At 50.7% G+C, this 22,980-nt stretch carries 23 protein-coding genes and 1 pseudogene; 10 read left to right on the top strand and 14 right to left on the bottom strand.

From position 1 onward, the window contains the following. A pseudogene (locus tag ACN4EG_RS22735) lies at window positions 1–345 on the top strand (IS4/IS5 family transposase); the annotation flags it as partial. A 14-nt stretch (window positions 346–359) separates the two neighbouring features. On the opposite strand, the gene ACN4EG_RS22730 reads toward ACN4EG_RS22735, so the two are convergent. Further along, entirely contained in the window at window positions 360–935 is a 576-nt protein-coding gene (locus tag ACN4EG_RS22730) for a hypothetical protein (protein WP_431632505.1), read from the bottom strand. A 627-nt stretch (window positions 936–1,562) separates the two neighbouring features. Here ACN4EG_RS22730 and htpG point away from each other — a divergent pair. Beyond that, entirely contained in the window at window positions 1,563–3,557 is a 1,995-nt protein-coding gene (htpG, locus tag ACN4EG_RS22725; RefSeq protein WP_431632503.1) for a molecular chaperone HtpG, read from the top strand. A 46-nt stretch (window positions 3,558–3,603) separates the two neighbouring features. Here htpG and ACN4EG_RS22720 read toward each other — a convergent pair whose 3' ends face one another. The 7 genes from ACN4EG_RS22720 to ACN4EG_RS22690 all read right to left on the bottom strand — a co-directional run bounded on the left by ACN4EG_RS22720 (window position 3,604) and on the right by ACN4EG_RS22690 (window position 9,024). Further along, a complete protein-coding gene (locus tag ACN4EG_RS22720) occupies window positions 3,604–3,822 on the bottom strand; it encodes a hypothetical protein (RefSeq protein WP_431632502.1) in 219 nt (72 codons plus the stop codon). Continuing rightward, complete coding sequence (locus tag ACN4EG_RS22715; protein ID WP_431632501.1) at window positions 3,812–4,051, bottom strand: hypothetical protein; 240 nt, start codon at window positions 4,049–4,051, stop codon at window positions 3,812–3,814. The genes ACN4EG_RS22720 and ACN4EG_RS22715 overlap by 11 nt, the downstream gene beginning before the upstream one ends. Window positions 4,052–4,260: 209 nt before the next feature. After that, a complete protein-coding gene (locus ACN4EG_RS22710; RefSeq protein ID WP_431632500.1) occupies window positions 4,261–4,710 on the bottom strand; it encodes an HNH endonuclease in 450 nt (149 codons plus the stop codon). Beyond that, window positions 4,700–5,074, bottom strand: coding sequence for a hypothetical protein (locus ACN4EG_RS22705; protein WP_431632498.1), 375 nt, complete (start codon window positions 5,072–5,074; stop codon window positions 4,700–4,702). Before ACN4EG_RS22705 ends, ACN4EG_RS22710 begins: the two co-directional genes overlap by 11 nt. Window positions 5,075–5,113: 39 nt before the next feature. Further along, a complete protein-coding gene (locus ACN4EG_RS22700) occupies window positions 5,114–8,227 on the bottom strand; it encodes an nSTAND1 domain-containing NTPase (RefSeq protein WP_431632497.1) in 3,114 nt (1,037 codons plus the stop codon). A 132-nt stretch (window positions 8,228–8,359) separates the two neighbouring features. Further along, window positions 8,360–8,770 (bottom strand): type II toxin-antitoxin system VapC family toxin, encoded by a 411-nt coding sequence (locus tag ACN4EG_RS22695; protein WP_431632496.1) that lies wholly within the window; start codon window positions 8,768–8,770, stop codon window positions 8,360–8,362. Then, the gene (locus tag ACN4EG_RS22690) at window positions 8,767–9,024 is read right to left on the bottom strand and encodes a hypothetical protein (RefSeq protein WP_431632494.1); all 258 of its coding nucleotides are present in this window, start codon (window positions 9,022–9,024) and stop codon (window positions 8,767–8,769) included. Before ACN4EG_RS22690 ends, ACN4EG_RS22695 begins: the two co-directional genes overlap by 4 nt. 238 nt (window positions 9,025–9,262) lie before the next feature. On the opposite strand from ACN4EG_RS22690, the gene ACN4EG_RS22685 reads away from it, so the two are divergent. Next, window positions 9,263–9,658, top strand: coding sequence for a CU044_2847 family protein (locus ACN4EG_RS22685; RefSeq protein ID WP_431632492.1), 396 nt, complete (start codon window positions 9,263–9,265; stop codon window positions 9,656–9,658). A 19-nt stretch (window positions 9,659–9,677) separates the two neighbouring features. Here ACN4EG_RS22685 and ACN4EG_RS22680 read toward each other — a convergent pair whose 3' ends face one another. Next, entirely contained in the window at window positions 9,678–10,073 is a 396-nt protein-coding gene (locus tag ACN4EG_RS22680) for a nuclear transport factor 2 family protein (protein WP_431632491.1), read from the bottom strand. Window positions 10,074–10,305: 232 nt separating this feature from the next. On the opposite strand from ACN4EG_RS22680, the gene ACN4EG_RS22675 reads away from it, so the two are divergent. Beyond that, window positions 10,306–10,764 carry a Uma2 family endonuclease gene (locus tag ACN4EG_RS22675; protein WP_431632489.1) on the top strand — a complete coding sequence of 153 codons (459 nt, stop codon included), beginning with the start codon at window positions 10,306–10,308 and terminating at the stop codon, window positions 10,762–10,764. Continuing rightward, window positions 10,761–10,898 (top strand): hypothetical protein, encoded by a 138-nt coding sequence (locus ACN4EG_RS22670; RefSeq protein ID WP_431632488.1) that lies wholly within the window; start codon window positions 10,761–10,763, stop codon window positions 10,896–10,898. The genes ACN4EG_RS22675 and ACN4EG_RS22670 overlap by 4 nt, the downstream gene beginning before the upstream one ends. Window positions 10,899–10,920: 22 nt before the next feature. On the opposite strand, the gene ACN4EG_RS22665 is transcribed toward ACN4EG_RS22670, so the two are convergent. Both ACN4EG_RS22665 and ade read right to left on the bottom strand, forming a co-directional pair. Then, the gene (locus ACN4EG_RS22665) at window positions 10,921–12,567 is read right to left on the bottom strand and encodes a phospholipase D-like domain-containing protein (protein WP_431632486.1); all 1,647 of its coding nucleotides are present in this window, start codon (window positions 12,565–12,567) and stop codon (window positions 10,921–10,923) included. A 102-nt stretch (window positions 12,568–12,669) separates the two neighbouring features. Beyond that, window positions 12,670–14,319, bottom strand: a complete 1,650-nt coding sequence (gene ade, locus ACN4EG_RS22660) for an adenine deaminase (protein WP_431632485.1) — start codon at window positions 14,317–14,319, stop codon at window positions 12,670–12,672. 229 nt (window positions 14,320–14,548) lie between these two features. Between ade and ACN4EG_RS22655 the strand changes: the two genes are divergently transcribed. Next, window positions 14,549–15,034, top strand: a complete 486-nt coding sequence (locus tag ACN4EG_RS22655; protein ID WP_431632483.1) for a universal stress protein — start codon at window positions 14,549–14,551, stop codon at window positions 15,032–15,034. 190 nt (window positions 15,035–15,224) lie between these two features. Here ACN4EG_RS22655 and ACN4EG_RS22650 read toward each other — a convergent pair whose 3' ends face one another. Further along, window positions 15,225–16,616, bottom strand: coding sequence for a malic enzyme-like NAD(P)-binding protein (locus ACN4EG_RS22650; RefSeq protein WP_431632481.1), 1,392 nt, complete (start codon window positions 16,614–16,616; stop codon window positions 15,225–15,227). A gap of 181 nt (window positions 16,617–16,797) precedes the next feature. Between ACN4EG_RS22650 and ACN4EG_RS22645 the strand changes: the two genes are divergently transcribed. Then, the gene (locus tag ACN4EG_RS22645) at window positions 16,798–17,232 is read left to right on the top strand and encodes an SRPBCC domain-containing protein (RefSeq protein WP_431632480.1); all 435 of its coding nucleotides are present in this window, start codon (window positions 16,798–16,800) and stop codon (window positions 17,230–17,232) included. A gap of 113 nt (window positions 17,233–17,345) precedes the next feature. Here ACN4EG_RS22645 and ACN4EG_RS22640 read toward each other — a convergent pair whose 3' ends face one another. Beyond that, the gene (locus ACN4EG_RS22640) at window positions 17,346–17,840 is read right to left on the bottom strand and encodes a redox protein (RefSeq protein ID WP_431632479.1); all 495 of its coding nucleotides are present in this window, start codon (window positions 17,838–17,840) and stop codon (window positions 17,346–17,348) included. A 172-nt stretch (window positions 17,841–18,012) separates the two neighbouring features. Between ACN4EG_RS22640 and ACN4EG_RS22635 the strand changes: the two genes are divergently transcribed. The 3 genes from ACN4EG_RS22635 (at window position 18,013) to ACN4EG_RS22625 (ending at window position 22,226) form a co-directional block, all read left to right on the top strand. Beyond that, window positions 18,013–18,894: a LysR family transcriptional regulator gene (locus ACN4EG_RS22635; RefSeq protein WP_431632478.1), complete on the top strand. Its 882-nt coding sequence runs from the start codon at window positions 18,013–18,015 to the stop codon at window positions 18,892–18,894. Between the two features lie 18 nt (window positions 18,895–18,912). Further along, entirely contained in the window at window positions 18,913–20,121 is a 1,209-nt protein-coding gene (gene ldpA, locus ACN4EG_RS22630) for a circadian clock protein LdpA (protein ID WP_431632476.1), read from the top strand. Between the two features lie 257 nt (window positions 20,122–20,378). After that, window positions 20,379–22,226 carry a R3H domain-containing nucleic acid-binding protein gene (locus tag ACN4EG_RS22625; protein WP_431632475.1) on the top strand — a complete coding sequence of 616 codons (1,848 nt, stop codon included), beginning with the start codon at window positions 20,379–20,381 and terminating at the stop codon, window positions 22,224–22,226. A gap of 6 nt (window positions 22,227–22,232) precedes the next feature. On the opposite strand, the gene ACN4EG_RS22620 is transcribed toward ACN4EG_RS22625, so the two are convergent. Further along, window positions 22,233–22,676, bottom strand: coding sequence for a hypothetical protein (locus ACN4EG_RS22620; RefSeq protein WP_431632474.1), 444 nt, complete (start codon window positions 22,674–22,676; stop codon window positions 22,233–22,235). Between the last annotated feature and the right edge of the window lie 304 nt (window positions 22,677–22,980).

Genomic DNA, 22,980 nt, shown 5'->3' with positions numbered 1-22,980 from the left:
TGTATTGCCTTAGTTTCCTTCAATATTCTCTCAACCGTCAAAGCCGCACTCAAGCAAGTTCATGGTGCCACAGTGATTGACGAACAGCTATCCGATTATTACGTCGTCGAGGATGTCCAAGCCACTTGGCGCGGCTTAGAGATTGCCATCCTGCCCACCGATTGGCAACCCTTTGGGACGATGCCACCCAATGACTTTGCCCAATATTTGCAAGCCTGGGCGGCACAAGTTAATCTCAAACGGTTTCGCAAATCTAAACGCGGTCCGAAGAAGCCCAAGACGAAAAAGCAGTTTGACCCAAAACATCCCCATGTCGCAACGACTCGCTTACTCAACCCAGAATAGTACAAAAGATCACCTTAACAGGGGTACCCGTAAGGATAAAAACGGAAAGTGATTGCCGTCAGATTCTGCAAAGCCAATGGGATATTGAACGGCGTCCACTTATTTTTAGGCCCAAGGGCACCATCAAACAAGGTCGAAGCAAAGTTATCCAAACTAGACCGAATTTGAATAGTGGTTGGCGCAGCATTTCCATTAGGCTGAGCAACAAAGTTCAAAGCAGCCAAATTGAAGGTATACCCTGGATCAGCAGTAATGCTAAATTTAAAATAGTCGTCCGCTGCGGGAGTGTTGAGATTTATATTAGCATCCGGCGAAAAACTGTCTGCTGAAAAGGACTTGCCCCCATTGTTCTGTGGGGGATTACTAGGGTTGTATCCAACCGGATAGTTAGTCGTTCCATTCCCCACATACTCAAATGGGCTAAACGTCAGACCAGGAACAACACCCGTCGCATTGGGCGAGCCAGGATTGGGGAGTGGTTCAAAGGTATATTCTCCCAACAAGGTCGCAGCGTGAGAAGCCTGCCCAGCGCCGATAATTGCCAAACCACTTAAAACGGCAGTCGCGAAAAATAATTTAACCTGATTCATAGCCAATTGCTCTCCAAATGGTGACAACTGGCAGAAGCACCTGAACTGACGAAGGCTCTGAGTCTGACGCTTTCTACAAACTGATTTCGAAAGCTAGCCAAACACACGCTCAGAATTACGAATCATCCAACAAACTAGATTGCATTGAGTGGGGTCTTGTATAGCGTTAATCAATTTGCCTAGTTATTCTTTTTGCAGCCACTATACAGAGAAATAAGCTTTACAGGAGGTTCACAATACCCTGACGGAGGTTGGTAGCAACACCGAATTTCGATAGTCAAAATCTATCACAGGGAATAGAGAAAATCATTCGGCGACCAAAAAATTTATCCTACCCTTAAACTTCACGCTTGCCTCCAATCAGGCTACATCGCCTATGGAATCTAGACTTAGTGTCCTAAAATACATTTTCTTAAAGGAAATCTTTCTGAAGCTTGTATGAAGTTCGCGCCCCTATTGACTTACAAGCCTCCGTAATCTCACTGAAACGGGGTGGCCGATCGACCTACGTCCAAACTCCCATGGCATGTAGGGTAATCCGTCCTTAGGAGTAGGGAGCTTGTTGGCCCACGATCGCCCAAAATATTGGGTGTTGTTGTGTATCAATGGGCAAGTCCAGGGGTTTCTATGAGCACCATTCTGGAACAAGGCAATATTTCAATCCATACCGAGAATATTTTTCCGATTATTAAAAAGTGGCTCTACTCGGATCACGAGATCTTCCTGCGGGAACTGATCTCCAACGCCGTAGACGCCATGAAAAAGCTCAGCATGGTGGCCCGATCGGGGGAACTGAACGGCGAACCGGGCGAGATGGAAATTACCATCACCCTGAACAAAACAGCGAAAACCTTGGCCGTCAGCGATACGGGCATCGGGATGACCGCTGAGGAGGTCAAGAAATACATTAACCAAGTCGCCTTCTCCAGTGCTGAAGAGTTTGTCGAAAAATATAAAGCTAACAGCGACGAACAGATCATTGGCCACTTCGGGCTAGGGTTCTATTCATCCTTTATGGTCGCCTCGAAGGTGGAACTGGATACCCTCTCCTACAAACCCGACGCCCAAGCCGTTCATTGGACTTGCGATGGCTCTACCAGCTTTGAACTGTCAAATTCGGAACGCACCACGCGCGGCACCACCGTCACCCTCACCCTCCAAGACGAAGAAGCGGAATACCTGGAAGAGTACCGCATTCGCAACTTGGTGAAAACCTACTGCGACTTCATGCCCTACCCGATCAAACTGACGATCGTGGATGGCGAAGCGACCAAGGAACCGGAACAGGTCAACAAACAAAAGGCCCCTTGGAAAGAGTCCCCCAGCAACCTCAGCCAAGAGGAGTATTTAGAGTTCTACCGTTACCTCTATCCCTTCCAAGAAGATCCGCTCCTGTGGGTGCATTTGAATACCGACTATCCCTTCGTGGTCAACGGGATTCTCTATTTCCCCAAGCTCAAACCCGACGTTGACATTACCAAGAGTTCCGTTAAGCTCTTCTGCAATCAGGTCTTCGTTTCCGATAATTGCGAAGAAGTGATTCCTCGCTTCCTCTTGCCGTTACGGGGTGTGATTGACAGTACCGATATTCCGCTGAATGTCTCCCGTAGCTTCTTGCAAGCCGATCGCACAGTCAAGAAGATTGGTGATTACATTGCCAAGAAGGTAGGCGATCGCTTGAAGGAACTGTACCGCGACGATCGATCTGCCTACATCCGCTCCTGGCAGGACTTGGGCACCTTCGTCAAGTTCGGCTCCATGAACGACGATAAGTTCAAAAAGCAGGTGGAAGAGATCGTCATCTTCCGCACCACTTGGCAGGAACCTGCGGCTGAAGCGCCGAAGGTGGAAGTGGAAACGGCAGATGGGGATGTGTGGAAAGAAGAATCCGTCACAAACACGATCGACGGCAAAACCTACACCACCCTGAAGGACTATCTGGAACGCAACAAAGAAAAACACGAAAATCGTGTGTTCTATTGCACCGATGAGGTCACTCAAGCAACCTACGTCAATCTCTACAAGAGCCGGGGCATCGAAGTTCTCTTCTTAGATTCCTTCATCGATAGCCACTTTGCCACCTTCCTAGAGCGGGAATATTCCGAGGTGAAGTTCTCGCGGGTGGATTCCGATTTGGATGAGTCTTTGATTGAAAAGGACAATTCCGAAATTGTTGATCCAGCAACTAACAAAACGTTGAGCGATCGCATTAAGGATCTGTTCACAGGGGCGTTGAATCGGCCTAAGATCACCATCCGTACCGAGTCCATCAAAGCCGACGATCCGGCCAGTGCGCCGCCTGCCATGGTGTTGCTCCCCGAAGAACAACGCCGCTTGCAGGAAATGATGGCGATGATGCAGCAGCAGCAGGCGCAATTCCCCGAAGAGCATATTCTGTTGCTGAATACATCCCACCCGTTGATTCAGAACCTCGCGAATCTCAGCAAAGGGTCTTTGGAAGGGGTAGCTTCGCCTTCTGGGGATTTGGCCAACATGATCTGCCATCACATCTATGATTTGGCGTTGATGGCGCAGAAAGGATTTGACGCCGATGGCATGAAGTCCTTTGTGGAGCGATCGAACCAGGTGCTGACTCAGTTGACCGATCGGGCAGCGGGTTAATTGACCAGGGACTCAACCTAATTCGAATTGGAAGCCGGGTGTGGATTCATACCCGGTTTTTTATTGCGGCAGTGTGGGCAATGGAAATCTTAAGGTTGTGCAGGATATCCGTAGTCATTGGTGTGCTGGGAATGCGGCTAGTGATTAAAGCAAACACGATATGCTGATAACTGCCGATCGCGTCGGTGAGACAGTAAGCAGGACGAACTTTACTAGCGGAAAGATCATCAAAGGGAAATTGAATCAGAACAATTTTACCCTTCATAGCTAACTGGCTTGCCGTCTGCGAGGGTATAAATATCTTCTTCAGGATCGTTGAGGAATGCAAAGCTGGAATTGGTCGCGATCGCGTTTTCCCATTGGCTTGGGGCAAGGTCATCTTCTTCCAGGAGCATGATGATGCGAACTCGACGATCGACGGCTTCGGGGTGCGGAGTATCCAGTTGAATGTGGCCTTGGGCATCAATGGTGCCAATTGTTTCGATCGCGCGCATGGCTAAAGAGGGTGGAGGATGTTTCTATTGTAATGTGTAGTCAATTTTGCCTCTATGCATAACAGGCTTCCACTTCTGCGGGATTGATGAGGGCTTTGAGGCTGGGGTGATGGCAGAAGCGATCGCAGCAGATTGTGATGATAACGTCTGGTGTTGGATCGGATTGAGAGGATCAATCAAAATCCTGAAATTATCTGGATTACATTAGTCTAGTCACTTTCAAGTAACCAGGATGGTGGATGCAACTGAGCATTTGCAAGTAAACGGCGTAAGTTGATCACATTAGGGCGATTGAGTTTTAGAGCGACGATCGTGGCACGTCCACAGGCTGTCAACCCAATCATTTGCGTACAATCGACATTCCATTGAAAATGCTCAGACCAAGATTGTTGACGGGGATTGAAGAGTGATATTTCTTGTTGCGTTTCTGGGTCAGTGAAGGTTGTTCTAACGTGTTTGAAGCTATTGCAGCCATGGCAAGACCACGCAAGGTTTTCTAATGTGGTGGGGCCGCCAGATTGACGCGGTTTTGTATGATCGATTGTAAAACTATCGGGGCAGTAATTAGCGGGACAAACGCAATATTCACAATGGTTTCGGGCACGATCTCTGACTGCATTGCGAAGGTTAACAGAGATGTAATCGAACTCAGGCGACATGATTAGGGGTCAGTTGTTGATAGAGGGTTTGGAAGTCGATGTTTCTGAGTTTTGCAAGGTGCATGATTGCATCAATTCGATCGACGTTAAGCCGCTCTAGTTCATCCTCATACCGTGTGAGTTCTTGGTGTTCTTCGGGGCTGAGATGGCCATATTCACAACGATCGCGTAATTCATTGAGGCGAGTACGATCGATGCTGAGTGGCTGTTGAATAATTTGCATTAAGCTGGCTTCATCGGTTGTTTGGGTGAGTTTTTCAAGGAAGTCGAGAGCAATTGTGAGTTTGTCGGCGGGGAGTTGCTCAACAAGCGCGATCGCTTTTTGGATGGCTTCTGTGGGGGGTGAGGTTTCGGTTTGAGGCATGGCTGGGATCCTGAAGGCTATTTCTATTTTAGTTCAGGTCTATTTTCGCGATCGTCCCGTTGGTTTCTTTCCCTGCTCTATCTTCTCTCTTACGTCCTTCCTCCAAGCCTTCAGCCCCAACTGTTGTTTCAATGCATGGGGGATATTTTCAACGCTTTCCCAGCCTTGGATCCCATTCCAATTAGTCTGCGCCCAGTAAATATCCTTCAAGTTAGAACATTGCTTTATCCACTGATTTTTATCATTTCTATTTTCGAGACATCCAAATTTTACATTTTGTAAATTTGAAGTGATAAGGGAAGCACCACTCAAATTTGTCCCCTCAAGAGATGCATTACTCAAATTCGCATCCCAAAGAGACGCATTCCAAAAATTTGCAGCACTAAGATTAGCATGGTGTAAATTTGCTGTCCCAAGAGAAGCACTGCTTAAATTTGCAGAACTGAGATTAGAATTACTTAAGTTGACAGATACGAGATTAGCATCGCTCAAATTTGCAGAACTGAGATCAGCACCACTCAAGTTAGCTGAGCCAAGATAGGCATTACTCAAGTTCGAGAATCTAAGAAATACATTGCTCAAATTAGTTTCTCCGAGATTAGCACTACTTAAATTTGCATCCCAGAAATTAGCGTTACTCAAATTCGCTGATACAAGATTAGCACCACTTAGATTTACCGATATGAGATTGGCACTACTCAAATTGGCTAATCCAAGATAAGCATTACTCAAATTCGCTGATACAAGATTAGCACCACTTAGATTTACCTCCTTGAGGTTAGCACTGCTCAAATTCGCTGACTTAAGATCGGCACCATCTAAACTTGCAAATCTAAGATCGGCTTTATCAAGCTTGGCATTTTGGAGCGATCTACAATTCCCAAAAGCTCTTTCCCGAAAGTAATTGAGAAAAATCTCCAAGTAGTTAAGATACTCTAATAGATCAAACTGTCGGTGAAGTGTTACAGAAAACTGCTGCTTTGCCCAACAGCCCCCCACAAGGTTTAACACCGCATCCCGCTCTCCCTGCACGCCATTCCCAAGTTGTTCAATCCGTACATAATCTCTTTTTATCGATTCCTCACGCCACAAATACTCGGCTGGAATTCCAAGAACTAAAGTGGGTATCACTAATAATCCCGCCAATTGGGTTCTGCGCCACCAGGTACTTTTCTGAATAAACCCCTTCACACCCAAAACTATTTCCGGCCTTGCCTTCAGCAACCGTCGGGCATCCTTCAACAATCGTCCTTCTAGCAAATATTTCCGTTTCTGGTGATTTGCCTGCCATTCCCGCTGCGCATCTTCGATTTTATCGACTAATCTTCGAGTTTCCCGATCTACCTCCCGCCATCCCACCAACCGTTCCCAGGAAGTCATCAACGCTTCATGGCTCAGATCAATCGCATCTTGGTCATCAACCCGATCGCTCACCAACAAACGACCATCGACTAGCGTTGCAATCACGGATTCGATCGCCTCCCGTTCTAGCGAATCTTTTCCCATTGCTAATAAATCTACCTTACGTTGTCGCTGGCGAGTATCCTTATTTCCTTCTCCTGTACGCACCAGCTTTAACAGTACCTGCTTTGCCCAATCCTCCCGCTTCTGCGTCGCCAATTGCTTATAAATGGCCTCCGCATGGGCATTCAACGATCCCGCCACCCCACCTAGCTGCCGATAGGCCGCCAACGTCAACACCCTATCCGATCGCTTCTCCCACAACTGCGTCAACGCGAACTCCAACAGCGGCAAACAATTCGGCTCCGATGCCACATCCTGCAAAATCTGCGCCAATAACTTCGGCTGAAGACTCGCTCCCTGCACGATCGCCGGTTGCTCGATCGCCTCCTCCAAATCGCTTCCCGTCAACGCACCCAAATACACCGCATCCCGCTGAATTACCTGCGTTAACGCTTCATGCACCAAACAAGCTTCCACAAAATCCGCCCGCATGGTCACCACGATCGCCACCCGATCGAGATCTCCCGCCAAGGCCAATAGCGCTTCGATAAATTGAACCCGTTCCTGCGGCGATCGGCAAAGTGTAAACACTTCCTCGAACTGATCTACCACCAGCAAAATCCTGCCATCCCCTGCAATCCGAGGCCGCACTCCTCCATCGGGAGTCATCACATCACCCTCGTACAAGCCCGCCGTCAGCGATCGTAACGCCCACATCGGATCAGTTCCCGGCACGATCGGCTCCAGCACCCGCCAGCCCAACCCCTCCAACCGAGGCACCAACCCCGCCCGCACCACCGACGACTTCCCACTCCCACTCGCCCCAATCAACGGCACAAAATTCCCATCCTCCAGCTTCAGCACCAGGTCATCCACCACCCGATCGCGCCCAAAGAAAAACTGCTTCGTCGCCGGAGTAAACGCCAACAACCCCTGGTAAGGATTCTCCTCCCGAATCCGCGTCGGCTCCACCACCCGCTGCCCATAGCGAATCAGCGGAATATCCTTCCCCGCCCCAATGTAAATCGGCTCCTGCATCTGCAACTGCTTAAACGCCGCATTCACAAAGCGCAGCACCGACAGCACCGTCACCTCCCCATTCTCCGCCTGCCCCTCCGCCAACGCCTCCAGCAGTGCCCCCGTAAACAAACTGTGCGCCTCCGACTTCCGGGCATAGGACTGCTGAAAACTGCGACAGGCTGCAATCCAGCAAAAATTCTGATCCGCCTCCGCCTTCAAACTCCGCTTCACCAGGCCATCTTCCACAAACAGCCCCCCATGGCAACAGTCCAGCAACACCACCAAACTGCTCAACCGCGCCCGCTGAATCAAGCCATTCAACCGACTAAACGACAGCCCCCGCCGCTGTGAGACGATCTTCTCCGCTTCCACCTCGATCGTGCAATCCGAAGTTGCCAAATAGCCCCGCCGATCGTCCTCACTCTCCTCCACCATGAACCCATGGCCCGTGAAGTAAATCAGCGCATCCTGCCCCACCGCCAGCCGTTCCAAAAATTCCGTCAGCGCCGCTTCCAGCGTTTTGCCATCCACCCGATCGCTCAAGCACTTCACCCGCCAGTCATTGGCTTCCAGCTTTTGCTTCAGCGCGATCGCATCCCCCGCAGGCTTAGAGAGCGAAGCCATCCCATCATACTGACCAATCCCAATCACCAGCGCGTAACGATCCATGGAAGCTGAACCTACCTAGAGCCACAGGAAAACCCTACTTCCACAGGATAAATCATGCCCCGAAAAAAGATCCCCTCACCGGCTCAACGCACTCCCATCCACTATCCCGACAGTCATCATCATTCTGGGGATCTAATCCGACTCTCGGATAGAAATAATTCGAATACTGGGTGTCCGGTGAATCGATTTTCCCGGTTTTTCATTAGTGATAAATTCGTCAGCACTGACAGCAACCGCAGCAGCAATGTGAAGCGCGTCCATTGCACCCAAACCAAACTCAGCTACCTCTCGGTAGGCAGTAGCAACTATGCCATCAAGGTCAGTGGCCCAGTGGGTCACGATCGCGAAATAGGCTTCATAAAAGTCAACTTCGGGCTGACGCTGGTTGTAAATCGCCTTAGGAAGCAACTCAAGTTGCAGGAATGGGCTGCATGCAAATTCTCGATCGGGATCATGGAGAATATTCAAGGCAGTTTGAACCGTCGAATCATTACCTCTTGCCGCAGTAATCAGGACACCTGTATCAATAAATGTCTGAATCATGAAGCTGTTTCCTGATAGCCACCACGTCGATCGGCAACTTCTTGTTCAATTTCAGCATCACTCAAGAGGGGAATTCCTGCGGCAATGATTTGTTCGCGGAGGTGTTGGAACTGTGTGCGGGGATCACTCATTGGCATGACTTCGGATTTGCTGCTGTTGCGTTGAGCCAGAAACACCACAAAATCAAGCACTTCCTGCTGTTTATCTACAGGAAGCTGTCGCCATTGATCAAGTAGTCGTTGTTCGCTAATCATAGAAGAGTGTTCCTCAAAAAAGCTAACTCTATTCGACCAACTCGCATTCCCTACCCTTGGCAAGAATAGCTAGATCGTTGCTCAAGTAATTTAGATCATAGCGCAGGGATGGGGGAAGTACGATCGGCGTAATTTTTCCTAAACACAAGTGTCTCCTGCTTCATCCCAGACTAAACCTGGCACAATAACGAACAAGCTACGATTACAAATAATCCAACATTCTCCAGAGAGCGATCCGATGCAGATTCAACGCCTTATCCTCGAAGATGCCGATACCACCTACGATGTCCTAGTGGAACCGACCCAACCCATTCAGGCAACCCAGCCCAACCAACCGGGGGATGATTTAGAAAGCTATGATCCCAATGTTAAAAGAAGCCTGACCATTCCCACAACGGTACCGCCGGAAGTGCGCGTTAAATTAGCGGATGTGCACCGTACAATTCAGGGCTATACCCAGTACGCGATCGGCGCGTTTAAGAACCTCGCGATCGCCGATGTGGAAGAAGTGAATTTAAAATTCAACATTAAAATCAGTGCAGAAGGGGGCATTCCCGTCATCGCTAGCGGTAAAACTGAATCAGATTTCTCGATCGAAGTAAAATGTAAATTTCCAAAACAGGAAAAATCCTAGGTTGAGACAATTGGCTCTATCAATCCGCAACGCTAGGATCAGCAATGAGCCCAATGTGAGCCGCAACAATCTGCCAATGGCCGCTAACCGTCACAGCCCACACGCGGGTATAACGCAAGTTGCCATTGGTGGGATTGCCGTTGTAACTGCCCGCCACCTGCATCCGCACAGAGACGATCGCCACCTCACCATGGACTTGGATCACTTGTTCCGACGGTTGCAGTTCATCGATTTTGAAGGCACCGGAGGTATGGGCCGCGAGATCATCCTGTTTCGTCAAGCGATCGCCGAGGTGGCTGGTGATGATGATGTCGGGAGCCAGCAGTTCTTCCAAAACCGCCACATCCGACGCCAGCATCGCATGTCTCAGCCGTTCTTCCAGTTCACGAATTTGTAGTTCAATTGTTGGATTCATTGAGCTAGCGGTTGTACAACGTTAATTTGCGGCCTTTAATTGCAAGGTGTTCACTTAAAAGCGTTGCTTCAGTATAACGAACCCTTCGATTAGAATAGAGGCATCCCAGTAAGGGAACAGTGCATAAATAAAATCCCAATTGGGTAGGGGTAGGAGAGTAAAAGGGTAGGAGGGTAGGGGAATGAAGAGGGAATATTATTTCTTTGCAAATCCCTAAGCAGGGAAGCGATTCATGGCCATCACCCAACAAAAAATGACCTTGGAAGAATATCTGACCTACGACGATGGGACAGATGCTCGCTATGAATTGGTCGATGGAGCATTAGTCGAAATAGGTGCAGAGAATCCGCTGAATCTCGCGATCGCCATGTTTCTCGTCTTTGTCTTGGCAGATTTGGGAATTCCTCGGCAACATCTCGTCATTAGGCATCAAATCAGCGTCAGTTCGACCCAAGCCACGGCAAGGCAACCAGATTTGATCGTCCATTCGTCAGCCTCCAAAGCTGCAATCATGGCAGACGGCAAAATTCTCCGGGCTGACGCACCGACCCCGTTGTTGGTAATTGAAGTCGCTTCGAACAGTCGTAAGGATCAGGAATCCTATCGACGAGATTATGAACAAAAGCTAGGGAGTATGCTGAACGTGGCATTCCTGAACTGTGGATTATTGATCCCGATCTCGCTTGGGTGAAGGTTGGCACCTTAATCAATGGCGCGTACCAGTTTCAAGCCTTTGCAGGAGAAGCAGCAATTGTGTCCCCAAGCTTCCCACAGCTCCATCTGACGGCAACGCAAGTGCTAACCGCTGGGGAAGGATACCTGTAGCAACGATTTACAGCAGCCCTGGCTAGAATGTCACCCGATCGCCCAGTTTTTGCAGCTTCTTCGGGGTCATGCCGGGGATCTGCGCCAAATCCTGTAACCCTCGCAGAGGCCGCTGCTGACGGGCAGCCAGAATCCGTTCCGCTGACTTCTTACCGATTCCCGGCAACTGATCCAATTCTTCTACCGTTGCAGTATTTACATTCACCCGCCCAGACTGGTCGATCGAAGACTTCACATTCTTACAATCGTCCTGCTGCTTGGCAATCTTCTTCTGCAATGCAGGCGGTACCCCCAAGGTCACTGATTGCATCAACCGCTCAAATTCCCGCTTGTAATGAGCCGCTACCGTTTTGCTATGAATTACCAAAAGTGTTTCATCATTACCGCGATTAGCTGCTTCCGTCCAGTTGTGGGAGCCCATAACCACTGTGTTGTTATCGACAATTCCAAATTTATGGTGTAGCAAATCTCCAGGGGGCATTTTAGGAACCCCCACCGTCTTAATCGGCTGTTTCCAGGGGCGATTCGTCGGATCGATCCGGCAGCGATCGCGGGATGTATCATGCAACGTCACACCCAACATGTCTAACCCATCACTATAAAATCGATAGGCGAAGCCTGGTTCAATTAAAGTCTGAATCTTCACCCCTCGCTGGCTCACCGGTTCCAGCGCATTCACCAACTGTTGGTCAGAAAAGACAAATAACGCCATGGCGATCGACGACTTCGCTTGAGTCAACGTCTTGGCAATTAACCCATTGGTCGATTGTTGCCAACTCACCTTACGTGGGGTCGCCGAAAATTGTACCTCCACCAACGCATCCCCCACCTTAACCTGCCGTACCCCCCGAAAGGGCTTGCGATTGCCAAACCGACTGTCCCGCTTGCCGCCGGGGCCATCCCCCCACAGGATATTAAATTCCTCAGCGAATAACTTGGCTAATTCAGGACTCTCAATTTTCAGGAAATTATTAGCATTGCCACGACTGGCAGGCACACCCACATCACCCAGTACATCCGATGTTGTCCAATTCGCCGATGTTGTAATCACCGAACGGCCATCCACCACCATAAACTTGTGGTGCATTAAATTACTACCTTTAGAGCCATCAGCAGTATCATCAATTCGTGGAAGATTAGCTCGATCGAGAATTACTAAAGCGTCCCGATCAGCGATCTCATCAGAACTTAACTGACCATCAGCATTCGTATCAATAAATCGTTTTGCCTCTTCATAGCGAGACTTTTCACGATCGTCTAATTGTGCAATCTCCGCAGCAGTATAAGTACTGTAGGGTTTAAAGTATTGGTTTTCTAAGACTACCCTTACCCTGACTCCTGCTGCCGAGCGATCGCGCAATGCCTTCGCCACATTCGGTAGCCGAAATTCCTGCACCGCCACGTCGATCGTGGATTGCGCCTGATTAATCGTATCAATAATTTGCTGTTCGAGGTTATCCCCAGCTCGTTGAATAGGACGGTAAGGTTCTTGAAACTCCGCTGTCGGATTTTGGTTCATGTAAACCTGAATCTTGGCATCCTGGGGCAACGCATTGGATCGCAAAACTGTGACCGGGGCGATCGATTGCTTTTGGCAAGCACCCAATCCCAAGGACAACCCAAGGCACAGCGCCACAGATAAGCTCCACACCCCATTCCGACTCAGCATGATGGACAACTCTCACCCATTTTCACAACAATCCTCTCCCCCTTAGAATGCCCGCATTATCGCTGAATCAATGCCCAAAGTCGCAAAAATTACGAGAGTTGTTTAATCCCTATCCACCCACAGCGGAACAAATTGAAAATCTGAGTTCCTGAATAATCCCCGATCGCTCATCTTTAACTCGGGAATCACTAACAAGGCCATAAAAGACAACGTCATAAAGGGTGAAGTTAGTGGCGATCCCAATTCTTGCGCTCGGCGCGTCAACGCTGCATAGTGAGCCGCCACCCCATAGCCCTCCTGGTCACTCATCAACCCCGCGATCGGCAATGGCAGCACCTCCACCCGATCGCCCTCCACGACCGCAATTCCCCCTTGGGCACGAATCACCGCATTCACCGCTGCGCACAATTCCCCGTCCGTCGTTCCCACCGCCACAATGTTATGGGAATCGTGGGCCACACTGGAGGCGATCGCCCCACGCCGCAATCCAAAGTTCTGAACCAACCCTAGGGCTGGTGGTTGATGGTTGTAACGATTGACCACCGCAATTTTCAACACATCTCGTGTCACATCGCTCTGCACAGCCCCCGATTCCACCAACGCAGGCAAGTGTACTTCTGGCGTGATTAACTGGCCGTCGATCGCCTGCATCACCCGCACCCATTGCCCCGCTCGACCTACCGCTGAAATGGCGAAGGCTGCGATCGGCTGTTCACAAGTATGGAAGTTGTTAATTAACTCAACGGATTGGTGGGGTAACAAGGCTTGCTGATTCTTCGCGACCAGTTGCCCCTTGCAGTAGGTTTGCTGAACTTGGAAGTCTTGCAAGTTATTGACCACAATCAAATCCGCCGGATCTCCCACCTGCAACAACCCCACCTTTAAGCCATAATGCTGTACTGGATTCACACAGGCAATTTGCAAAACATTCATCACATCATGACCCAAAGCAATCGATCGCTGTACCAATCGATTAATATGCCCATTGACCAAATCATCGGGGTGGCGATCGTCGCTACAAAACATACAGCGATCGGGATAGCGATCAATCAACGGATGTAATGCCTCAAAATTTTTAGCCGCTGACCCTTCCCGAATCAGGATTTTCATGCCCGCTGCTAGCTTATCTAGGGCTTCTTCCAGGGTAAAACATTCGTGATCCGTGGAAATCTGCGCCGCAGCATAGCGTTGTGCCGCCGCTCCCCGTAAACCGGGCGCATGGCCATCGATCGGATAACCAAACTCGCGCGCTAAGGCAATTTTCGCCATCACCTCCCCATCCCGCACCAAGACTCCTGGCACGTTCATCATTTCGCTGAGATAGGTCAGTCCCTCCTGCTCAAACAGCGTGCGAATGGCCTCGATCGAGAGGGTTGCGCCTGCGGTTTCACAGGGCGTTGCAGGAACGCAAGACGGCGCACCAAAGGCAATTTCCATGGGCGTTTTTGCCGCCTGACTCACCATCCAGTGAATGCCCGCTAGCCCTAAAACGTTAGCGATTTCATGGGGGTCGGACACCGTGGCCACGGTGCCATGGACGGTGGCTAATCGGGCAAATTCCGTGGGCGGCAAAAGGGAACTTTCGAGGTGAATATGAGCATCCACCAATCCCGGCAAAATGTATTGCTCCGCAGTTACGCTATCCTGCCGTTGAATCGATCGAATTTTGCCATCCTCCACCATCACCGTTCCCGGAAATAGCGTCCTGTGGAGTACGTCAACAATCATCCCGGCAAGCCTGAAGCAAGACATGGCTGACCTCCCGGTCGGGGTTCAGGTATGGCATCGCACCGTATTCTCTACCCCGATCTCCCACTGCCAATCTCGGTGCTGAATGCTTCTATACTTCTATCCTACTGCCTGTAATTGTGCTCCTACCGGAAATGAGCAATAAGTTTAGTGGCAAAATGCCCGCTATTCAGCCTGTCAGTCAACCTATTGCGTAGGATAAAAGCATAGGACACGATCGCAGGGTAAACCTATGTTTAAGAAAATCCTAGTTGCCCTGGATGGCTCATCGGCTGGAGCATCCATCTTTCAAACTGCCCTGTCTCTCGCGCAGTGCAACGCAGCAGAATTGCTGTTACTGCATGTATTATCGGGAAACGAAGAAGGCAGTCCCATCCTGGTTCCGCCGGGGGTAGACCCGCAATACTGGTCACCGGGCAGCGACTCCACGATCGAACTCTGGCGACGGGAATGGGAAACCTACGCAGGCGCGAAACTGGAGCAACTTCGATCGTTCGCCACCACCGCTAACCAAGCCAATATAGTCACCGAAATCCGCCAACTGCCGGGACATCCTGGACGGGTCATTTGTGAGTTGGCCCAGTCGTGGGACGCCGATTTAATTCTGATCGGCAGTCGCGGTCATTCTGGGCTGAAAGAACTTCTGCTAGGCAGTGTGAGTCACTATGTCCTGCACCATGCCCCCTGTTCTGTACTCACGCTCAAACTTGAGCCCTAGCGTACCCTAAGATTTGAGTCTTAACGGGTGTATATCACGTGATCCAAGAACGAATCAGCCCCCTCTCTCATGCAGAAGAGAAGGGGCAGCAGAAAAGGGTTAGGTAATATTTTCAGATCTTGTCCCCAACCCACTCGACAAGCCCAGACCTAACAGGTTGTCGAGGCCAAATCCGTGATTTTATTCTTCTCTAGTGTTGGGCAACGCCATCTTCGCGCGCTGCTTTTTGAACCGCTGCGGCAACCGCTGGAGCAATGCGATCGTCAAACACAGAAGGCACAATATGTTCACGGTTGAGTTCCTGGGGATTGACCAAGGACGCGATCGCTAAGGCCGCTTGGAGGAACATATTGGTGGTTAAGGTTGTGGCTCGGCAATCCAATGCTCCACGAAACACACCGGGAAACGCTAGAACGTTGTTAATTTGATTAGGATAGTCACTCCGACCAGTCGCCATCACTGCAACCAGATCCCGAACCAATTCCGGCTGGATTTCAGGAATCGGATTCGCCATAGCAAAAACAATGGGATCCTGCGCCATGGATTTCACCATTTCTACGCGAACGACACCGGGTGCACTTAAGCCTAGAAACACATCGGCTCCCTGCATCGCTAATGCTAAATCCCCCGCCTGGTCAACGGCAAAAGCCTGTTTCGCTTCGTTTAAATCAGTCCGATCGCGGGAGACGATGCCCTTCGAGTCACACAACCAAATCGTTTGTGCCCCCCCTTTCTTCAGCAGGTTCCCCACGGCAATGCCCGCAGCCCCCGCACCGTTGATCACAATCTTCACTTGGCTGATGTCTTTCTGAACCAGCTTTAACGCATTGGTTAAGGCCGCCAAAACCACGATCGCCGTACCGTGTTGATCGTCATGGAAAATTGGAATATTCAATTCCCGTTGCAACCGCGCTTCGATTTCAAAACAGCGGGGCGCAGCAATATCTTCTAAATTGACGCCACCAAATACGGGTGCAATCCGTTTGACCGTTTCGACAATTTCGTCGGTATCCTGAGTATCCACGCAAATTGGGAAGGCATCCACCCCACCAAATTCTTTAAACAGCATGGCCTTGCCTTCCATCACAGGCATGGCGGCTTCTGGCCCCAGGTTACCCAATCCCAGCACAGCACTACCATCGGTGACGATCGCGACCATGTTTTGCTTGATTGTCAGTTCATACACCCGCTCCGGTTCCGCCGCGATCGCCTTACAAATCCGACCCACACCGGGAGTATAGGCCATCGCTAGGTCGTCCTGTCCGTGTAAAGCTTGCTTGCTTTGTACCGTAATCTTGCCGCCACGATGCAGGGTAAACGTGCGATCGTAGACATCCAAGACCTTCACCTCAGGGAGTGCCTTGACCGCTTCAGTAATCGATTCCGCATGGTCTTCGCTGGCGGCATTGACGTTGATTTCCCGAATCGCAACATCACGGGTTTGTTCAATCAACTCGATATGTCCGAAGTTCCCCCCCAAATTAGATACGGCCTGGGTGATATTGGCCAGCATACCGGGACGATTCGGAACTTGAACACGAAGGGTCAAACTGTAGCTAGGATTTGGGGTCAACTGTGCCATGGATGCCTATTCCGGTAAGAGTGCAAACTCTTAATTTTAAGATAGATTGCTGGGAGTAAGGAAAGACCTCTCCAGGAATTCGCAACGATCGTGGCCCATCTTTCCTTCTTCACAAGTCAACCTTCAGAATTCAAAAATCAGCGTGCAGAATAGAAAAGGAGAGCTTCGATGAGCTGCAATTATGCCAACGCTTTATCATGAAACCTTGATTTCTGCCCCCCGCCAAGCCGTCTGGGAAGCATTAGTCTACAAAGATCGGTGGCGGTTTTGGAACACCTTTCTCTACGATTGCAGCCCCAAGTTGTCCTTCCAAGCAGGGCAATCGATCGTATTAGCCCTGCGACGGGTACCGGGAGACGATCCAGTGGAATTCAAGGCAACGGTGACGCAACTCCAACCCACATTTAACCTGCACTGGAAAGCATCCATTCCCGGCTTTCGGAGTGACGTGGCGCTGGAGTTGCAGGATGTAGGGCCTGCCGTAACGAAATACCTCTACCAAGAGCGGTTCTCAGGTTGGGTAAGCCGATTTGCGCTGTCCTTTATCAAAGAAGATCAACTGCGGGGGATTCGTCGTATGAGTGGCGAACTGAAGGATTACGTTGAACGCTTTTAGAATGGAGGGGAAATGATTTGGGAGATTGCGCTGAGTTGAGACATCGGGGTTCTTCGGTCGGACGATCGTGCCATCCAGGGTGACCCATCAGAGCCCCGATGTCTGGAGCCGCATCAAGAGGCTAGCCGGAGTTCAATTTCACGGAAGCCATGCATTTTGGGGGGCGGTGCCGTTTTAGCCGTTACCTGCATTAAGCGGGGAATGTCCGCACTGCTGTAAACGCGAAATTCCTTTTCCACCGTCGTCTCCGCTAGCCGCACCGCCTGATTCAGCACGATCGACCCATTGGGATCCGATACCGATCGGTGGAAGGTTCCCGGCGGAATTCGCAGAATCGCGCCCTTAGCCTCTAGCCGCACCATGTGGAATGGATAATCCCAACTAAAGTTGACGAGGTAAAAGGTGCGGCCCCCGGACAAAGCCATTAAATTGTCCTCTTGGTTGGGATGCATATAAAACTGCCAGTAGCCCTCGTCCGTATTGTTGGGACTGATGGCAGGGCCTTCATGGATGACTAAATCACGGGCATTGGATCCTGAAATTGTAATATCAAAAAAACTAACACTAGGCGTATCTCGAAAGCGATGGTAAGGCAGCAGTTCAAACATAGGTGCAATCAGTAAAACGTTGGCGTTGTCTAGCAATGAGTGGCAGATTCTAGAATTCTTAAAATCTGTTTACTCAAGTTAACTTTGATGTCCCTAAGCTAACTTCTACCCTCCTTGAGGAACAAAACAGAATCCAGGGTACGTTTATGCAAAATTCGAATTGATGTGCTGAATGAACATTTTTCACCTCCAAGCGTTAATGGCAGTGGTTGAGCGGGGCAGCTTTTCCGCTGCGGCCTTGGATCTGGATGTCTCCCAAGCTGCAATCAGTCGGGCGATCGCGGCCTTGGAAGATGAATTAGGCGTGCCAATTCTGCATCGAGGCCGATTTGGAGCCTATCCCACCCAAACGGGAGAACGTCTTTTACCCTACGCCCGCCAAATGTTGGATCTACGCCAACGCATGGAGCAGGAAGTCCAGCAGGCCAAGGGCTTACATGGCGGACAAGTACGCATTGCTTCGTTTCGTAGTGCAGCGACCCACTTGTTACCGTCAAAAATTGTGCAGTTTCGCGATCGCTTTCCCCAAATTGAAGTGACCTTGACGGAAAGCGACCCCACGACGATCGACCAGCTCCTACGGGAAGGCAAGGTAGATATTGGTTTAGTTCCTTTGCCCCGATCGGCGGAATTTGACACCTGGGAAATTGCGCGGGATGAATTTGTCGTACTCCTGCCCCATCGCAATCCCACCCTGCCGGAACAATTGACCTGGGAAATGTTGGCGGATCAGGAGTTCATTCTCTACAACTATGCGGAATGTACCTCGGCGGTGCGTGAGCATTGGGCCAAGTGGGGCCGATCGCTCAAGGCCACCTACGAAGTTAAAGAAGATTCTACGATCGTCAGTATGGTGGCCCAGGGATTGGGGGCTGCCATTTTGCCGCGACTCGCCGCCATGCCCATTCCGGAATCGATCGCGGTACGATCGTTACCCGTGCCCTTGGAGCGAGTCATTGGTGCAGCGGTGGTTGCAGAGATGTTACATCCTCCGGCGGTCTTTGCCTTTCTCGATCTGCTCCGGGGAACTGGAATTTTTCAATCGCGCCGATAGTGCGTTTACTCTACGCTAATGCAGCTTCAACGTCCTCGCATCTCTCTAGAAACCGGGCAATGGGTCAAACTGATCTGCGGTGCCAGCTATCAACATATTCCGGCCATCCGCAATTTAGCGATCGTCTACAGCTTAGCCGGAGTCGATTGCATTGATGTGGCTGCCGATCCAGCCATTATTGCCACCGTGCGGGAAGCCATCGCGATCGCTAATACTCTAGTACCAAAATTTCACCCAAATTCCCATCGACCGAGCTACAATGGAGACACAACGCCGTGGCTCATGGTGAGCTTGAATGATGGTGAAGATCCGCATTTTCGCAAAGCAGAATTTTCTAGCACCGCCTGTCCTACCGACTGTCCGAGACCCTGCGAAAAGGTTTGCCCCGCTGAGGCGATCGTGTTTCGGCCGGACTACGCTGGGGTGATTGATGCCCTGTGCTATGGCTGTGGTCGCTGTTTGCCCATTTGCCCGATCGAACAAATCCATGCCCGTTCCTACGTTTACGCGCCGGAGGTGATTGCGCCCACGGTTCTACAAGCGGGGGTCGATGCGGTGGAAATCCATACCCAAGTGGGGCGGTTTGAGGATTTTCAGCGACTCTGGCGATCGATTCAACCCCAGTGTGATCGGCTTAAATTAATCGCCGTGAGTTGTCCCGATGGGGAGGAGTTAATCGATTACCTCTGGGCCTTAGCGACCTTGATCCAGCCTACTTTGCCTTCTTCCTGCGCCCTCGTCTGGCAGACCGATGGTCGGCCCATGAGCGGTGACATTGGGGATGGAGCCACTCGGGCTTGCATTCAACTGGGGCAAAAGGTCTTGCAAGCCGGATTACCGGGATTTGTGCAACTGGCTGGCGGAACCAATCGCCATACTGTGGAAAAATTGCGATCGCTGGACTGGCTTTCTGCCCCTCAGGTCATACCGGATCCTAGCCAGTCAGACGAAAAAGAACGATTCGTTGCCATGCAGTCGAGAAATAGTCTCGCTAGAATGACGACATCGGAGGGTGTCCCCCCTGGGATAGCAACCGGAAGCCTAACTCCACCCACCATTGCTGGAGTGGCCTATGGCAGTTACGCGCGATCGATTCTTCAACCTGTTTTACATCAGTTGGAAGAACGCAGGTCCACACGATTGGAAGACCACCCCGATCTGCTTTGGGCAGGGGTCGAACTTGCGACCAATTTGGTTTCTCCCTTAAAAAATTTCGCTCGGCTGTAGCCTGGTTAACGCCCATGGACTAGGAAATGTGACATAAACTCGATCTTGGGAGTATTTCCCGAGATAACACGATTCTTGATGAAATTTCCTTTTCTTCTTTGAAATTCTTTATGACCGAATCGATCGACAGCCTGTATCCCGATAACCTGTCTAATCACAACGTGTCTAATTCATCCAATCATCATTTGTCCCATCACACTAGCGATTCCAATTCTTCCGTTGATAACATTTCTACTGATTTTGAAACATCCTCTACCATGGATGATCCATCAAGCGGTGTTACGTCCCAAACGGTAGTAGAACACAAAATTACCGATGATTTAGACAAACTGTTAGACATTTTGCCGCCGGACTTACGCACCACCTTGCAAGCCCATCCTCAAAAAAATCTGTTGGTGGAAGTGGTGATGGACTTGGGGCGACAACCGGAAGCCCGCTTTCCTGGCAAAGCTGAATATTTGTCCGATCGCTTAATCACCTTGGAGGATTTGCAAGAGAGCATTCAACGGGTGGGGGATTTTGGCGGCGATAACCGCGCGGGCATTGAACGAACCCTGCATCGCATCAGTGCCATTCGCAATCGCCGAGGGGATGTGATTGGTTTGACCTGTCGAGTCGGTCGCGCGGTTTTTGGCACGATCGGCATGATTCGCGATCTGGTGGAGAGTGGACAATCGATTCTCATGCTGGGGCGTCCCGGTGTTGGCAAAACCACGGCCCTGCGGGAAATTGCCCGCGTCCTGGCTGATGACCTGAAAAAGCGAGTCGTGATTATCGACACCTCCAACGAAATTGCTGGGGATGGCGATGTCCCCCACCCGGCGATCGGTCGAGCGCGGCGGATGCAAGTGGCCCAACCGGAACTGCAACACCAAGTCATGATCGAAGCCGTGGAAAACCACATGCCGGAAGTCATCGTGATTGATGAAATTGGCACGGAGTTAGAAGCCCTCGCCGCCCGCACGATCGCCGAACGGGGGGTGCAACTGGTCGGCACAGCCCACGGCAACCAGTTGGAAAACCTGATGAAAAATCCCACCCTATCCGATTTGATCGGTGGGATTCAATCCGTCACCCTGAGCGACGAAGAAGCCCGTCGGCGCGGCAGTCAAAAAAGTGTGCTGGAACGCAAAGCACCTCCCACCTTTGACATTGCCGTGGAAATGTTGGAGCGGCAGAAATGGACAGTGCATGAAGAGGTTGGCCAAACCGTAGACATGCTGCTGCGGGGACGGCAGCCCAATCCCCAAGTCCGCACCGTAGACAGCAAAGGCCAGGTCATCATTACCCAGGAGTCCGGTGGCCCCGTCCCCATTCCGCCAAAAAATCGCCCCCTCAAAGTTGCCCCCCTCGGTGGCCAACCGCCCTACAGCGGATCCTCCTATGGCGGGCCATCCTACGCTAATGGTTCCACCTACAGCAGTGGCCCCGTCGCCGTGCCCGATAAGCCCGTGGGTTGGCGATCGTCCGGTCGGATGCAGGCCATTTCCAATCCCAGTCTGGAACGGCGGGAGTTTGAGCACCTGTTGGATCGATCGTTGGGCAATAGCTTCGATGGCGTCTCTGCCGTAGAAGCCCACTATGGAGCCAATGGCGAAGAATTGCCCCTTCAGGTTTACCCCTACGGCATTGGTCGGCACCAGTTAGATCAGTTAATCACGACGCTGAATCTACCGATCGTTTTAACCAAAGATATCGACTCAGCAGATGCCGTTTTAGCCCTGCGCTCCCATGTTAAAAATCACTCCAAGTTGCGCCACTTAGCTAAGGCCCGCCAAATTCCCATCCACACGCTGAAATCCAGCAGCATTCCCCAAATTGCCCTAGGGCTGCGGCGACTCCTGAACATGGATGACCCCAGCGAACCGGAAACGCCGGATTTGAGTCTCTTTACCCGAGGAGATACAGACGATGAGTTAGAAGCCCTGGAAGAAGCACGGTTGGCCGTGGAACAAATTGTCATTCCCAAGGGGCAACCCGTGGAGCTGCTGCCCCGATCGGCCAATGTTCGCAAAATGCAACATGAATTGGTGGAACACTATCACCTGACTTCCCGCAGCTTTGGCGATGAGCCCAACCGACGGATTCGGATCTATCCTGCGTAATGCAATCTATGAATTAACGTTCTCTGAAGCCGATGGAGCAGAATGCCGCACTCGATAGACCGTGTGCGGCAAAACTCCAACTAACTGGGCAAACGCCTCATCGGGCACTTGTTTAATCGTCTCCGATGAAAAATAGTTCTCGAATTGTTGTAACAGCATCCTGACCCGTTGATGGGCATCCGGCGTGTCTGTAATTTGCTGGATGAGCCGAATCCATTGCCGTCGGATTAAGTAAGCCTTTTGACGATCGTCGCTGGAGCTTGGCTCAATCACAGAGAGCTCACCCACGCAAACGACTCGTTCACAGTTGCGATCAAACTCTCCTCCGATCGCAGCCCCAGGGCCAGCAAACTCAGCATGAAACGGCTTGTAGAGAATCAAGCCATTCCGCTTGCGGCTATTGACCATGAGCAATTGCCCACTCCGTAGCTGGGTTAGAATATCACACACGATACCAATCTCTCTACACCCTACCTACTATCCGGGCAACACTAACTAGACTGTCTTGGACTAGACAGCCTTACATAAACAACTTGAAAATTTTTCAAAAGTTTACGCTCAGCTATTTAAATCCCTATTGTAGAACAACCCTCAAATCAGAAATAGTCTGCTGCCAACCCTCAGACGGACGGGACTAGTGGACTGTCAGTTTTCAATTTGTGGATAGAGGCGCTTCAGTCGAATCCGAGCATCGGCAGTAGTAAACTGCCAATCTACTGCCTTTTGCAATTGATTACGTTCAGTGTACCAAGCC

This window comes from Alkalinema pantanalense CENA528 (assembly GCF_050753345.1).
Classification (GTDB): domain Bacteria; phylum Cyanobacteriota; class Cyanobacteriia; order Leptolyngbyales; family Leptolyngbyaceae; genus Alkalinema; species Alkalinema pantanalense.
The sequence above is the reverse complement of the archived record's forward strand: the minus strand, read 5'-3'. Positions and strand labels throughout refer to the sequence as shown.